This window comes from Halomonas sp. DP8Y7-3 (assembly GCF_019801675.1).
Taxonomy (GTDB): domain Bacteria; phylum Pseudomonadota; class Gammaproteobacteria; order Pseudomonadales; family Halomonadaceae; genus Halomonas; species Halomonas litopenaei_A.
The window spans coordinates 241,079-255,661 of record NZ_JAHVIO010000014.1 but is presented as its reverse complement, the minus strand read 5'-3'; the positions used below and the strand labels follow the sequence as shown (position 1 = coordinate 255,661).

Genomic DNA, 14,583 nt, shown 5'->3' with positions numbered 1-14,583 from the left:
GACCATGACAACCGAGCCTAGAGTCGCCCTGATCACCGGAGCCAGTCGCGGGATTGGCCGAGCCATTGCCCACGAGCTGGGTCGGCAGGGTCGCATTGTGATTGGCACCGCCACGTCTGATGCTGGTGCAGACCGCATCGACGCGGACCTCAAGGAGCAGGGCATTCAGGGGGCGGGCCGCCGCCTGGACGTGACCGACATGGCCAGCATCGAAGCACTGATGAAGTCCATCAATGACGAATTCGGTGCGCCGACGATCCTGATCAACAATGCTGGCATCACCCGTGACAACCTGCTGATGCGCATGAAAGAGGATGAGTGGGACGGCGTGCTGGATGCCAACCTGAAGTCCGTCTATCGTCTCAGCAAGGCCTGCCTGCGCGGCATGAGCAAGGCTCGCTGGGGGCGTATCGTGTCGATCAGCTCCGTGGTGGCCACCATGGGCAACGCCGGTCAAAGCAACTATGCTGCCGCGAAGGCTGGCATGGAAGGGTTTACTCGCGCCCTGGCGCGCGAAGTGGCATCTCGGGATATCACGGTCAACGCCGTGGCGCCGGGCTTCATTGCCACTGACATGACCGATGCACTGTCTGACGAGCAGCAGGACAAGCTCAAGGGGCAGGTGCCATTGGCTCGTCTGGGCAAACCCGAAGAGATCGCTGCTGCGGTAGGCTTCTTGACCAGTGAGGGCGCAGGCTATATCACTGGTGAAACCCTGCACGTCAATGGCGGCATGAACATGCGTTAAATGCACGCTCTGCGTGTGTTGCGTCGACCCCAAGGGGTCTATAAACTACCCCGCAGTTTAGTTGCGGAATTAACCAGCTGGTCATCAGAACGGCTAACGTGAACGACTGGAGTATGTCTAAATGAGCACCATCGAAGAGCGCGTGAAGAAAGTTGTAGCAGAGCGCCTGAACGTCAAGGAAGAAGATATTCAGAACTCATCTTCCTTCACCGAGGACCTGGGCGCTGATTCCCTGGACACCGTTGAGCTGGTGATGGCGCTGGAAGAGGAATTCGACACCGAAATTCCTGACGAAGAAGCCGAGAAAATTACCACCGTTCAGGAAGCGATCGACTACGTCAACGCCAACCAGTAAGCCCGTCTCGATACGTCGAGTCGGTCTTGCGGTGGCGGATATGTCCGCTTGCTGAAAGGCCGGGGAGTCTACTCCCCCATGAGCCGCTCTGGTTATTCCAGGGCGGCTTTTGCGTGGTCGGCCAGGTAGCCTCGAACCAGGTTGCCGGGGGGAGCACAGTGGCATCTGTCTCGGGTATAATGCGCGCAACCGACGGTCCCCTGAGGGCAGGGCCGCAATTTCAAGGAAGTCTGGAGGAAAGCTGATGGCTCGCAGAAGGGTAGTGGTGACCGGCCTTGGTCTGGTCACGCCGGTGGGCAACACCGTCAAGGAAAGCTGGGACAGCATTCTGTCCGGCAAGAGCGGTATCGCGCCCATCGAGCACTTCGATGTCAGCGGCTTCAATACCCGCTTTGGCGGCTCGGTGAAGAACTTCGACATCAGCCCCTATCTCAATCCCAAGGATGCCAGGAAGATGGACCTGTTCATCCAGTACGGGATTGCGGCAGGCGCTCAGGCGATTGAGGATGCGGGCATCGAGTGCACCGACGAAAATGCCGACCGCATCGGTGTAGCCATCGGCTCGGGCATTGGCGGCTTGCCGATGATCGAGCACAATCACAACGCGCTGAACAAGAGTGGCGCCCGGCGTATCTCGCCGTTCTTCGTGCCGGGGTCCATCATCAACATGATCTCCGGCAACCTGGCGATTCAGCACGGCTTCCGCGGTCCCAATATTGCCATCACCACGGCCTGCACCACCGGCACTCACAACATCGGCTACAGTGCCCGCACGATTGCCTACGGCGATGCCGATGTGATGGTCTGTGGTGGCGCCGAGATGGCGACCACGCCGCTGGGTCTTGGTGGTTTCTCGGCCGCTCGTGCGCTGTCGACGCGCAACGACGATCCCCAGTCGGCAAGCCGCCCCTGGGACAAGGATCGCGATGGCTTTGTGCTCTCCGACGGCGCTGGCGTGGTGGTCCTGGAAGAGTACGAGCATGCCAAGGCCCGTGGCGCCACCATCTACGCGGAGCTGATCGGTTTCGGCATGAGTGATGACGCCTACCATATGACGTTGCCACCGGAAGATGGTCGTGGTGCGGCGGCCTCCATGGCCAACGCCATCAAGGATGCCGGTATCGATGCCTCCGAGATCAACTACGTGAACGCTCACGGTACCTCGACGCCTGCCGGTGACCTTGCCGAGAGTCGCGCGGTCGAGAAGGTCATGGGTGCGGCGGCCAATCAGGTGGCCGTCAGTTCCACCAAGTCGATGATCGGTCATCTGCTGGGGGCCGCCGGTGCCGTAGAGGCCGTCTTCAGCATCCTGGCGATCCGTGATCAGGCGCTGCCGCCGACCATCAACCTGGACAACCCCCAGGAAGGCTGCGTGCTGGATTACGTTCCGCACACCGCTCGCGATGCCAAGGTGGATGTCACGCTGTCCAACTCCTTTGGGTTCGGCGGCACCAACGGCACCCTGGTGTTCAAGAAGGTGTAATGGAAGAGCCCGTGCTGCCCCTGAGCGATCGGGGGCTTGCTTATGGTGACGGCCTGTTCGAGACGATTCTGGTGCGTGATGGCCGGCCGCTTCTGTGGGCCGAGCACGTGGATCGGTTGCTGCGAGGGTGTCGAGCGCTGAGTCTGCCGCCTCCGGGGTCGGCCGAGCTGACCGACAGCCTGGCATGTTGCGGCCCGGGGTTGGGGGTGCTCAAGCTGGTGTATACCCGCGGTAGCGGTGGCCGAGGCTATGCGCCCCCCCCGTCGGTGACTCCGCGCCTGGTGTCGACCTGGTCTTCATTCACGCCGGACGCCCGGCGTTGGCACGAGGGCGTGCAGGTGCGCCTCTGCCGGCTGCGGCTGGCCGCACAGCCGGCGCTGGCGGGCATCAAGCACTTGGCGCGTCTGGAGAATGTCCTGGCACGCAATGAATGGCACGACACCGAGATCGCCGAGGGTCTGATGCTGGATGAGCATGGCGCGGTAGTGGAAGCGACCGCCATGAACGTGTTCTTGCGAGCGTCTGAAGAGGCTCCTGTGGTGACGCCGCCACTCGATCGCTGCGGCGTGGCGGGCACGCTGCGCCAGGCCTTGATCGCGGCCGGAGCGGTCAGCGAGGCGCCGCTGGACGTCGATCAACTACAGGCGGGAGCGTCGCTGTGGGTGGGCAACAGCGTCCAGGGTGTCTGGCCGGTCAAGCAGCTGAGTGACAGCCAAGGGCGGCAACTATCGCATTGGACGGTCACGCCGTCCGGTAGCTGCCAGTTTCAGCAGCAGGCGCACGCCCTGCTGGGTTATTGAGATGCCGCTGGCTTTCCCTCCGCTTCCCCCTCATGCGGTGCCAACGGATGTTGACCTGCGTCGAATCGGCGCAACCTGATAAGGAATGATCATGCGCACAGCGCTGAAAGCTCTGTTGATTCTTGTGGTGCTGGGTGCCGCCGCGATGTTTGGTGGTTATCAGTACTGGCAGCAGCGCCTTGGGGCCGAGATTACGCTGGACCAGCCCATGCTGTACGAGGTCTCTCCCGGCGACGGATTCAACCGCGTGGTGAGTGAGCTTGAACAGCAGGGCGTGCTGGCCGATGCCTGGGCCTTCAAGTTGCTGACTCGGATCGAGCCCGATCGCGTGCCGTCGCTCAAGGTCGGCGAGTATCTGCTGGAGCCGGGCATGAGCGGCATGCAGGTGCTGGATAAACTGGCCAGCGCCGATGTCGTGACCTATAGCGTGACGATTCCGGAAGGCTGGACCTTTCAGCAGATGCGCGACGCTCTCGACGGTGCCGAAAAGCTGGCCCACCTGACGACCGACATGTCCAGCGATGACCTCATGGCAGAGCTTGGGCGAGAGGGTGATCACCCTGAAGGGCGCTTCTTTCCAGACACCTACACCTATCACAAGGGAGTGTCGGACCTGGAAATCCTGCGTCAGGCCATGAAACAGATGGATGACCTGCTAGCCGGCGCCTGGGCCGAGCGCGACGACGACCTGCCGCTGGCGACGCCGTATGAGGCGTTGATCATGGCTTCATTGATCGAGCGCGAGACCGGTGCTCCCGAGGAACGTCGCGAGATCGCTGGCGTGTTCAAGCGACGGATGGAGCGCGGTATGCGGCTGCAGACGGACCCCACGGTCATCTACGGCATGGGAGAGCGCTATGAGGGCAACATCACCCGTGCCGATCTGCGTGAAGCCACCCCTTACAACACCTATGTCATCGATGGCCTGCCGCCGACGCCCATTGCGCTTCCAGGGCGTGCCGCCATTGAGGCAGCGGTGCATCCGGCCGAGGGCGAGACCCTGTATTTCGTGGCGAAAGGGGATGGCACGCATCATTTCTCGCGGACCCTTCGCGAACACAACAACGCCGTCAACCGTTACATTCGTGGCCGCTGACGATAGCGCCATGGGTTGATCCCCTGTTTCCACTACGGTGCTTCATGACTCACGACAAGCAAGAAAAGGCCGGGTTGCCGCGCGGTCGTTTCATCACCCTGGAAGGAGGAGAGGGGGTCGGCAAGTCCACCAACGTCTCCTTCGTGGTTGCCGAGCTCGAGGCGCGCGGTATCGAGGTGGTGCAGACCCGAGAGCCCGGCGGCACGCCGCGGGCCGAAGCCATACGTGAGCTGCTGCTGGCGGCCGCCGAGGAACCCCTGGACAGCGATGCCGAGCTGCTGCTGGTATTCGCCGCCAGGGCGCAGCATCTCGCTCAGCGGATACGTCCGGCGCTGGCGCGGGGTGCCTGGGTGGTCTGCGATCGCTTTACCGATGCCACCTTTGCCTATCAAGGTGGAGGTCGAGGGCTGTCCTTTGAACGTATTGCGCTGCTTGAGCGGCTGGTGCAGGCGGAGCTGACTCCCGACCTGACGCTGCTGCTCGATATGCCGTTAGAGGTCGCCGAGCAGCGCCTTGCGGCGCGGCTGGATCGCACCAAGACCTCGCGCGATCGTTTTGAACAGGAGCAGCGCGACTTTTTTGAGCGGGTGCGCCTGGCCTATCTCGCGCGGGCTGAGCAGGATTCACGGCGGGTGGCGACCATCGACGCCGACGGCAGTCTGGACATGGTCCAGCAGCGTATCCGCCTGGTGCTGGACGAGCGAGTGCAGCAATGGACGTAAGGCATGCCATGGCCGAGCCGATGCCGTGGCTGATGCCGCGCTGGCAGGAGTTGGTGAGGTTGATGGACAGCGCAAGGCTGCCCCACGCGGTGCTGCTGTCGGGACCTCGTGGGCTTGGCAAGCAGACCCTGGCAGAAGCGCTTATCGCCCGTGCTCTTTGTGCTGCACCTGGCGAGACGGCCTGCGGCCACTGTCACGGCTGTCATATGCTGGCGGCAGGCTACCATCCTGACCTGCTGCGCGTGACGCCTGACGAGGGCAAGCGAATGATCCGCATCGACCCGATTCGTCAGGTCAATGCCTTCGTTTCGCAGACGGCCCAGCAAGGCGGGCGTCGGGTGATCGAGATTCGTCCTGCAGAGGCGATGAACGTGGCCGCCTCGAACGCATTGCTGAAAAGCCTCGAGGAGCCGGGTGAGGATACCCTGTTCGTGCTGGTGTCCGATATGCCGTCCCATTTGCTGCCGACCATTCGTTCTCGCTGCCAGCAGTGGAGCTTGAAGCCCCCCGCGTTGGAGGAATGCCTGCCATGGTTGTCCCGTGAGCTTGGCTCCGACGAGGAAGCGCGTTTCTGGTTTCGCGCGGCCGGAGGCTTGCCGCTGGCCGCCCGTGAGCTGGCCGAGCCAGGGTCACGCAGCCTGCGCCAGCAGCTGCATGAAACCTTTGATGCCCTGGTGCGAGGCGCCGAGCCGGTGGCCGAGGCGGCACGCCTGGACCGCCAGGCCATCGATGCCATCCTGTGGTACGGTATCGCCTGGCTCGAGGACTTGATTCGTCTCGGCCTTTCCGGAGAAGCCTCGGAGCTGCGCAACCCGGATCTGGCGCCGCTGTATCGGCAGGCCGTCAAGAATGCCCGGGTCCGGGACTGGTTTCGCCTGCTAGATTACGCCCGTGAGCAGCGTCGGCTGCTGGCCGAGGGGGGCAACCCCAATCCCCAACTGGTGCTCGAAGCCTGGCTGGTGCGCTGGGCTGCCCTGTTGCGCTCCTGAACGGCGTCAACGTGCGTTGATATCACTTTACCGAGCAGGCGGCGCTCACCTGGTCGGGTGATCCCTGCCTGCTGTCAGTGTCCGACAAGAGATTCCGATGTTCATAGATTCCCATTGCCATCTCGATCGCCTTTCCGAGGATACCCACGGAGGAGATCTCGACGCCGCCCTGGAGGCGGCGCGTCAGCGTGGTGTGCAGCAGTTCCTGGCGATCAGTGTGACCCTTGAGGGAGCGCAGAATCTTGCCGCCATTCGGGCCCGGCATGCTGACGTCGTCATGTCGGTAGGCGTGCATCCGCTGCATTCGGTCGAGCACGAGCCCACGGTTGCCGATATCGTTGCCTGCGCCAAGGCGCATCAAGCGGTCGCGATTGGCGAGTCCGGCCTCGACTATCATTACGACAGCGTACCGGTCGATGTGCAGCGAGAGCGCTTTATTCGTCATCTCAAGGCGGCGACCGAGCTATCTCTGCCGATCGTGATTCATACGCGTGAGGCGCGGGAGGAAACGCTGGCCCTGATGCGCGAGCATAGCGACCCCTCGGTAGGTGGGGTGCTGCACTGCTTCACTGAAGACCTGGATATGGCCAGGGAAGCCGTGCGGCTAGGGTTCTACATCTCGCTGTCAGGGATCGTCACCTTCCGCAACGCCAAGCAGGTGAAAGAGGTGGCCCGCCGGGTTCCTCTCGATCGTCTGTTGATCGAGACCGACAGTCCTTATCTGGCTCCGGTGCCACACCGCGGCAAGCCTAATGAACCGGCTTGGGTGGTCGAAGTGGCCCAGTGTATCGCCGACGAGCGGGGGATCAGTGTCGAGGAGGTGGCCATGCAGACCACCGCCAACTTCTATCGTCTGTTTCCTGCGGCAGCCCCCGAGGCGCCGGAGGAAATCAAGCAGGCCTTACGTGATGCTGGCTTCGTCGAATAGCTGGCCGTCTTCAATGAGTAGCCGCCCGTGTTTATCGAGTCGGCGCCTGTCTTCATTGAGTAGCCGCCTGTTTTTATCGAGTAGGCGTTAGGGAGAACACGTTCATGCGACTGGATCACATCCTCCAAGGCATTGCCGAATTTGGCGAGCGTCCGCCCCTGGACGAGTGGGCTCCCGCGCTCAGCGGCGAGATGGATCTGGTCATCACCCGTGATGGTCGTTGGGTGCACGAAGGCCGTGATATCGAGCGTCCTGAGCTGGTCAGGCTCTTTGCACGCATCCTACGGCGTGAGTCAGACGGTCAGTACTATCTGGTCACTCCGGTCGAGAAGTGGCGAATACGGGTGGAGGACACCGCGTTCGTCGTGGTGGATGCCGACTATGTCGACCCATGCTGGTGGCTGACGACCAATGTGGGCGAGCGTGTGAGTCTGGGGAAAGCGGCGCGGCTGACCCTGACCACCACGCCCATGGGGGAGTGGGTGCCAGAGGTGGGACTGCCGTTCGGACTGAGTGCGCGTCTCGGACGCAACGTGTTCTATCGGCTGGTGGAGCTTGCTGAGGTGAAGGAGGCGGATCTGGGCATCCATAGTGAGGGTGTCTGGCAGCCGTTGGGGCGGCTGGAGGGCGAGTCGCGCTGATGTCTGCTGTTGGTGATAGGTTTCCCTCTTCTTCCGCGGACGCTCAAGCGGGCACGCTGTGGTCGACGCTAACCCCGGAGCAGCAGGCCGTGGTGTCACATCAGCGCGGTCATGCCAGGGTGGCGGCGGTCGCCGGTGCCGGCAAGACCACCACGCTGGTCGCCAGGGTGTTGCACCTGCTGGCCGGTGGCGCCCAGGCTCGGCGCATGATGGTGCTGATGTTCAACCGAGCCGCGCGGGAAGACTTCCAGCAGCGCTTGGCCGCGATGGCGCCGGCGGGTATCGAGTTGCCCGAGGTGCGCACCTTCCATTCCCTCGGCCATCGACTGACGTCCAGTCTGGTGCGCTGGGGCGCCTTGCCTCGACGGGAACTGCTGACCGCCGACTGGCAGCAGGAGCGGCTGTTACGTCAAGCGACCCTTCAGGCCCTGGAAGACGTCGACGAAGACCGCGACGCGGCGCTGGAGCCAGATCGCATCGAGGAGCTGGCGCATTTCTGCGCGCTGGCCAAGGCCGAGGTCATCGAGCCCCAGATACTGTATGAGCGACTCGAGCTTGGCGATGGAACCCGCCATTTTGTCAGTGCCTTTCACTGTCTCGAAACCCTGATGGCCGACAATGGCGTCATGACCTACTCGGATCTGCTGTTCCGTCCCTTGCTGGCACTGGAAGGAGACGAGGGGTTGCGGCGTCGCGTGCAGGGGTTTCTCGACCACGTCATTATCGATGAATACCAGGACATCAATGCTGCCCAGCAGCGGTTGCTGGCAGTGCTTGCCGGTGCCCGGGCAGATGTCATGGCCGTGGGAGATGCCAACCAGTGCATCTATGAGTGGCGAGGGGCGCATCCCGACGCCATGCTCGATAACTTTACCCAGGTATTTGGCGCGGCGACCGACTACCCGCTGTCCACCACCTTTCGTCATGGTCATGCCCTGGCCCTGGCCGCCAATCACGCCATTGCCGGCAATGGCCGGGGGGCGGACCAGCTGTGTATCGCCGGGCCCAGCACGCCGCAGACCAGCCTGTCGGTGGCCCGAGGCGCGAGTGCCTTTCTGGAGACACTGGCGGCGTGGCAGCAGCAGGGCCGCTGTCTCAGCGACGCCTGCCTGCTGGTGCGCAGCTGGACCCTGTCGGTGCCGCTGCAGCTGGCGCTGTTGCGAGAAGGCATTCCCTTTCGCCTGGCCCGCGAGGACCGGTTCGTCTTTCGGCTTCCGTTGGTCGAGGCCCTGGCCGGTTATCTATCCCTTGCCCTGTGGCCGGAGCAGCTGCGCGATCCTGCCGCGTTGATGCCGATGTTCGCCCAGCCGACCTGCTTTGTGCCCCGGGAGGTGCTGTCCTCGCTGGTACAGCGCCTGGCCGAGACCCAGGCTTGGCCGGGGCCGGGTGACGCCCTGCTTGAGCGACTCAAGCCTCATCAGAAGCGCACGCTGAAGCGTCGCTGGGCGCTGCTGTGCGAGCTGCCTCGACTGTCGCGCCTGAGTGCGGATGCGCTGCTGGAGCACGTTGTTGCCGAAGTCGAGGCCGAAAAGGTGCTCAAGCGAGCCGCATCGCGACGTGACAAGGGCGAAGAGGATGTGCGCCTGCTCGACGTGCTGATCGAGCAGGCGCGCGAGGTCAAGGACGTCGCCACCTTCATCGAGCTGTTGCGACGGCCGGTGGAAAACCAGGAACAGGGCGTGCTGATCAATACCGTGCATGGCGCCAAGGGACTGGAATGGCCGTTGGTGATCGTCGGCTCCGTCAATGAAGAAGACTTCCCGCACTACAGTCGCGACAACCCGCTATCGCCTCAACGGCTCGAGGAAGAGCGTCGCCTGTACTACGTCGCCATTACCCGCGCCATCGAGCGGCTGGTCGTGTTGCATGACGGTGGCGACCACCGGCCGAGTCGTTTCATTCAGGAAAGCGCCTGCCAGGACGCCAGCGCGGTGGCCGAGGCTCTGTATGCTGGCACCAGTGAAGCGCCGCCGGCAGCGTCGGAGCCTCTCAAGGTGGCGGCGCCGGCTCTGATCCAGCGCTACCTGGCGGCGATCGGTCAGAGCCTGACGCTCTCCGCGGCGGAGCGGGCCCGCGCTGACGGCGAGTATCGTGTCGGTGAGCGTGTTCGCCATGGGGTCTTTGGTGACGGCGAGGTCGCCGTCGTCGAAGGAGATCCTGCCAATCCGGTCATCGAAGTGCGTTTTGACCACGCCGGCAAGCGCCGACTGATCGCTCGCCGTGCCCCCATCGAGCGGCTGGGCCATCCCGCCTGAGCGTCCGTCTTCCAAGGGTGACGCTAGCCTGTGACGTTGGCGTTGTGGACGGCAACGCCTATGCTGTCGGTTCCTTTGTCGAAACGGAGTTCGCCATGGTGCATCCATTGATCGATGCCGAGACCCTGCGCCAGGCGCTGGAAAGCGAGACACCGCCGCTCGTGCTGGACTGTCGGGTTCGGCTTGGAGATCCCCAGGCTGGCGCGGCGTTGTGGCGACAGGCCCACGTGCCGGGTAGCCTGCATCTCGACCTGGACCGTGATCTATCCGGTCCGAGCGACGGTCCTGGCGGGCGGCACCCGCTGCCCACCCAAAGCGATTTTGCCGCCTCCCTGCAGCGGCTCGGGGTATCGCCACAGCAGCCGCTGGTAGTGGTGGATGACACCTCCGGTCAGCTGGCCGCTGCACGGGCCTGGTGGATGCTGTCGATATGGGCGGGTCACCCCCATGTCAGGCTGCTGGATGGCGGCCTGGGCGCCTGGGAAGAGATTGCCGGGGACTGGGAGGTTGGCGAGGCTGCTCCGCGGGAGCCGTCGAGCTGGCAGCCTGAGTTCGACACCAGCGGCATCGTCTCCCTGAATGAGCTGGTGGCAAGCGAGGTGCTGAAGGTGGATGCCAGGGCAGGAGAGCGGTTTCGCGGTGAAGTGGAGCCGCTGGACCCCCGCGCGGGCCACATACCCGGCGCCGTCAGCCGGCCCTGCAGCCTGAATCTGGACGAACATGGACGCTTCAAGCCGGCCGAGGCGCTCGACCGCGAATTGCCCCAGGCCGATAGCATCGTCGCCTATTGCGGTTCTGGGGTGACCGCCTGTCATAACCTGCTGGCCTATCGGCTTGCCGGACGTCCGCTGCCCCGGCTCTATGTCGGTTCCTGGAGCGAGTGGAGCAGCGATCCGGCGCTGCCCGCCGAGGTAGGCCCGTCAGCATCACCATCGCCGGACTGACGTGGGATGGTGAGCGCTGACGGGGCAGGCGAGGGCGTCAGTAGGAGGGTGTCAGGAGGAGGGCGACCGGGGGGCTGAACTGGCCGGTACCTCGTCGCCAGGGCGCCGTTCTAGTCGCGCCAGCAGCATGGCGTTGGCGGTGTTCCCCATCACGTTCAAGGCGGTGCGGAAGCCATCGGTAAAGCGGTCCACGCCGGCCACGACCGCAACGCCTTCCAGCGGCAAGCCTGCGGCAGACAGCACGGTGCTCATGGCGACCAGGCCGGCACCGGGCACTCCGGCGGTGGAGAATGACACCAGCAGGCCGGTCGCAAAGATGGTGGCCGCCAGCGTAAGCGTGATGTCGACTCCGAACAGCTGGGCAACGAACAGCGCGTTGAAGCCTTGCAGCACCGCGGCACCATCACGCTTGAGCGCCGTGCCGAAGGGTAGGGCAAAGGCGCTCAGCTGACTGGGTGCGCCGTAATCTCTGGCGTTGTTGAGCGCGATGGGTAGGGTGGCATTGGAACTTGCCGTACCCAGGGCGAAGCTCAGCGCCTCGCCGAAGTGGCGCAGGTAGGCCAAGGGGCGCGCACCGGCAACGGCCAGCAGCGCCAGGTAGAAGACCGCCATGGCCGCAATGGCCGCAAGCAGACCGATGACGTAAAGCCCCAGCTTCAGTAGCAGGTCGAAGCCTTGGGTCGCCACCACCGAGGCGATCAAGGCAAACACCCCGATCGGGGCCAGGCGCAGCACCATCGACAGGATCTTCAGGGTGATGTCGTAGCCGCTCTGCAGCACGTCGATCAAGGGGCGGCTCTGCTCCGGTAGCTGGCGTGCAGCAATGCCAACCATGGCCGCTGCCAGGATGATCTGCAGCAGGTTGGCCTGGGCCAGAGCTTCAAAGGGATTTTTCGGTACCAGGCCCACAAGCCATTGGGCGAGGGGCGTTGGGTCCCTTGCCTCGATGCTGGCAGAGCCGGCGCCGTCGACGCCGAGGCCAGGTGTCAGCCAGGCGGCGACCCCCATGCCGATGGCCAGAGCGACGGCGCTGGTGACAACGTAAAGCAGCAGCAGTTTGCCGGCGTAGCGGCCAACGTTCTCGCTGCGATCCACCTGGGTAAAGCTCAGTACCAGAGCGCAGAAGACCAGAGGCACCACGATGAACTGCAGCAGGCGCAGGAAGATCTGGCCCAAGGGGGTCAGCAGCTGGGTATCCAGCGCCGCCGCGAGCTCAGGAATGAACAGATTGATACCACCGCCGGCCACGATCCCGAGGATCAGGGCCAGCAGTATTTGACGGGTATGGGCCATGCTATCTCCCGGTGAAGAGGTTCGAGTTGGGGCTCACCCCCCGAGTGGCGAGCAAGCCAGTCGTCTACAGAGGTGGCTCTGGCTCAGCGTTGAGGGCGTCTGGCCCAGATGAGCGGGGGCACACTATTGAGTGCCGCCAAGCGCTTGGCAAGCGTTCCAATAGACCGATTTGTTATGACGTTAATGTCTTGTCACGAAACAAAAAAGCGGACGGGGTTTGCCCGTCCGCTGATGTCTTGCAGTGCCGCCTAAGGCGAGCGTCACATATTGGGGTAGTTGGGCCCACCGCCGCCCTCTGGGGCGACCCAGGTAATGTTCTGGGCAGGATCCTTGATGTCACAGGTCTTGCAGTGCACGCAGTTCTGGAAGTTGATCTGGAAGCGTGGGCTGCCGTCTTCACCTTCGACCACTTCGTAGACACCAGCCGGGCAGTAGCGCTGTGCGGGCTCGGCGTACTCGGGGAGATTCTTGTGAATCGGAATGGCCGGGTCGGTCAGGCGCAGGTGGCAGGGCTGGTCTTCCTCGTGATTGGTGTTGGAGAGGAACACCGAGGACGATTTGTCGAAGGACAGCTTGCCATCCGGCTTGGGGTAGTCGATCTTCTCGAACTGACTCGCCGGCTTGAGTGCAGCGTGATCCGGCGTGGTGTCATGCACGCGTGGAAGCTTGCCGCCAAGAAGCTGATCAACGAAGTTGTAGGCGCCGCCGCCGACGGTGCCATACTTGTGAATGGCGGGGCCAAAGCTGGCGCTTTGCTCGAGCTCCTTGTAGGCCCAGCTGTCCTGCCAGCGGTGCTCGAAAGTGCTCAGCTCGTCGCCACCTTCAGAGGCCTGTGCCAGGGCGTCAAAGACGCTTTCGGCCGCCACCAGGCCGGACTTCATGGCGGTATGGATGCCCTTGATCTTGGCGAAGTTCAGGGTGCCGGCGTCGCAACCGATCAACAGACCACCCGGGAAGGTCATCTTGGGCAGGCAGTTGAGCCCGCCCTTGGCAATCGCGCGGGCGCCGTAGGCCACTCGCTTGCCCCCCTGCAGATGCTGGCTCAGCACGGGATGGTGCTTCATGCGCTGGAATTCGTCGAAGGGCGAGAGGTACGGGTTCTGGTATCCCAGGTCCATGATCAGGCCGACGACGACCTGCTGGTTCTCGGCGTGGTAGAGGAACCAGCCGCCATGACTGTCCTTGTCGAGAGGCCAGCCAGAGCCATGCAGGACGAGGCCGGGTTGGTGCTGCTCGGCGGGCACATCCCACAGCTCCTTCAGGCCAATGCCGTAGTGCTGGGGGTCCTTGCCGGCATCAAGCTGGAACTCGCGAATCAGGCGTTTACCAATGTGGCCCCGTGCGCCCTCTGCAAACAGCGTGTACTTGGCCCGCAGTTCCATGCCGGGCATGTAGCCGCCTTTTTCGCTGCCGTCTGCGGCGACCCCCATATCGCCAATAAGAATGCCGCGGACCACACCATCCTCGACGATGGCGTCCTGTGCGGCGAAGCCGGGGAAAATTTCCACGCCCAGTGATTCGGCTTGCTCCGCCAGCCAGCGGCAAAGATTGCCGGCGCTGATGACATAGCGGGTCAGGTCGCCACCGGTGTTGTGCATGGACTTCGGCACCAGCGCGTTGGGCAGTTTCTGGGCCTTCTCGGCGTCCTTGAGCAAGTAGACTTCATCGCGGGTGGCTGGAGTGGACAGCGGAGCGCCGCGCTCCTCCCAGTCGGGGAACAGTTCAAACAGGGCGCGGGGCTCGAGCACTGCACCGGAAAGAATATGAGCGCCGACCTCTGAGCCTTTCTCGACAACGCACACCGTAAGTTCCTGCTCTGCCTCATTGGCTTGCTGCATCAAGCGGCATGCGGCGGCGAGGCCAGAGGGGCCGGCGCCAACGATGACCACATCAAACTCCATGGTGTCGCGTTCTACTTGTTCTGACATCTGGTGCTTTCCTCCTCAGGAAGACGCCGGCTGCCACCAACGTCTTACAGATTTTAAACGGTCGTTTGCTTCACGGTATAACTCATGATAGGCATAATAGCGTCGTCAGGTCATCCTTACGATGGTCGACTGTTGGCACAGCGCAGGGCGCCTTGCTGGGGATTGTTGCGCACGGCCGGGCTGTGGCACATTGAAGGAGCCGCTGCAGGCCCTATCAAACGCTTGCGTGAAGCGCCGCGACCTCGGGGCCGAGTCCACGCAGACGCCGGAATGAAAGGCGTTGGCGCGTTGGAGCGAGGTTGTTGGTGGGCCACGACGACGGTGGGAGAGGACCTGGCAGCGCTGTGTCAGGCAGGTAGCGGATGCTGCCCAGGGTGTTGCGTTATGCGCTAACTCCATGA

General features: G+C 63.4%; 13 protein-coding genes. 11 read left to right on the top strand and 2 right to left on the bottom strand.

Going from position 1 to position 14,583, the window contains the following annotated elements; all coding sequences use genetic code 11:
* The first annotated feature begins 4 nt into the window (after nucleotides 1–4).
* From fabG to KUV86_RS15605, 11 genes are all read left to right on the top strand, one after another.
* Entirely contained in the window at nucleotides 5–748 is a 744-nt protein-coding gene (gene fabG, locus KUV86_RS15655) for a 3-oxoacyl-ACP reductase FabG (protein ID WP_206937425.1), read from the top strand.
* 121 nt (nucleotides 749–869) lie between these two features.
* On the top strand, nucleotides 870–1,103 hold the full coding sequence (gene acpP, locus KUV86_RS15650) for an acyl carrier protein (RefSeq protein WP_021820799.1): 234 nt from the start codon (nucleotides 870–872) through the stop codon (nucleotides 1,101–1,103).
* 244 nt (nucleotides 1,104–1,347) lie between these two features.
* Complete coding sequence (gene fabF, locus KUV86_RS15645) at nucleotides 1,348–2,586, top strand: beta-ketoacyl-ACP synthase II (protein WP_222238167.1); 1,239 nt, start codon at nucleotides 1,348–1,350, stop codon at nucleotides 2,584–2,586.
* A complete protein-coding gene (gene pabC / locus KUV86_RS15640) occupies nucleotides 2,586–3,386 on the top strand; it encodes an aminodeoxychorismate lyase (RefSeq protein ID WP_222485501.1) in 801 nt (266 codons plus the stop codon). Before fabF ends, pabC begins: the two co-directional genes overlap by 1 nt.
* Before the next feature lie 91 nt (nucleotides 3,387–3,477).
* Complete coding sequence (gene mltG, locus KUV86_RS15635) at nucleotides 3,478–4,482, top strand: endolytic transglycosylase MltG (RefSeq protein WP_222163036.1); 1,005 nt, start codon at nucleotides 3,478–3,480, stop codon at nucleotides 4,480–4,482.
* Nucleotides 4,483–4,526: 44 nt separating this feature from the next.
* A complete protein-coding gene (tmk, locus tag KUV86_RS15630) occupies nucleotides 4,527–5,204 on the top strand; it encodes a dTMP kinase (protein WP_206937441.1) in 678 nt (225 codons plus the stop codon).
* Nucleotides 5,195–6,193, top strand: coding sequence for a DNA polymerase III subunit delta' (locus KUV86_RS15625; protein WP_261397671.1), 999 nt, complete (start codon nucleotides 5,195–5,197; stop codon nucleotides 6,191–6,193). Before tmk ends, KUV86_RS15625 begins: the two co-directional genes overlap by 10 nt.
* A gap of 97 nt (nucleotides 6,194–6,290) precedes the next feature.
* The gene (locus KUV86_RS15620; protein ID WP_206937443.1) at nucleotides 6,291–7,121 is read left to right on the top strand and encodes a TatD family hydrolase; all 831 of its coding nucleotides are present in this window, start codon (nucleotides 6,291–6,293) and stop codon (nucleotides 7,119–7,121) included.
* Nucleotides 7,122–7,225: 104 nt separating this feature from the next.
* Nucleotides 7,226–7,762 (top strand): DUF1285 domain-containing protein, encoded by a 537-nt coding sequence (locus KUV86_RS15615; protein ID WP_222238173.1) that lies wholly within the window; start codon nucleotides 7,226–7,228, stop codon nucleotides 7,760–7,762.
* Complete coding sequence (locus KUV86_RS15610) at nucleotides 7,762–10,017, top strand: ATP-dependent helicase (protein WP_222485499.1); 2,256 nt, start codon at nucleotides 7,762–7,764, stop codon at nucleotides 10,015–10,017. The genes KUV86_RS15615 and KUV86_RS15610 overlap by 1 nt, the downstream gene beginning before the upstream one ends.
* A gap of 95 nt (nucleotides 10,018–10,112) precedes the next feature.
* On the top strand, nucleotides 10,113–10,961 hold the full coding sequence (locus KUV86_RS15605) for a sulfurtransferase (RefSeq protein ID WP_222485497.1): 849 nt from the start codon (nucleotides 10,113–10,115) through the stop codon (nucleotides 10,959–10,961).
* 51 nt (nucleotides 10,962–11,012) lie between these two features.
* On the opposite strand, the gene KUV86_RS15600 is transcribed toward KUV86_RS15605, so the two are convergent.
* Together KUV86_RS15600 and KUV86_RS15595 are read right to left on the bottom strand one after the other, a co-directional pair.
* Nucleotides 11,013–12,254, bottom strand: a complete 1,242-nt coding sequence (locus KUV86_RS15600) for a dicarboxylate/amino acid:cation symporter (RefSeq protein ID WP_222485495.1) — start codon at nucleotides 12,252–12,254, stop codon at nucleotides 11,013–11,015.
* A gap of 260 nt (nucleotides 12,255–12,514) precedes the next feature.
* Nucleotides 12,515–14,182 carry an electron transfer flavoprotein-ubiquinone oxidoreductase gene (locus KUV86_RS15595; protein ID WP_222485493.1) on the bottom strand — a complete coding sequence of 556 codons (1,668 nt, stop codon included), beginning with the start codon at nucleotides 14,180–14,182 and terminating at the stop codon, nucleotides 12,515–12,517.
* Nucleotides 14,183–14,583 lie beyond the last annotated feature (401 nt).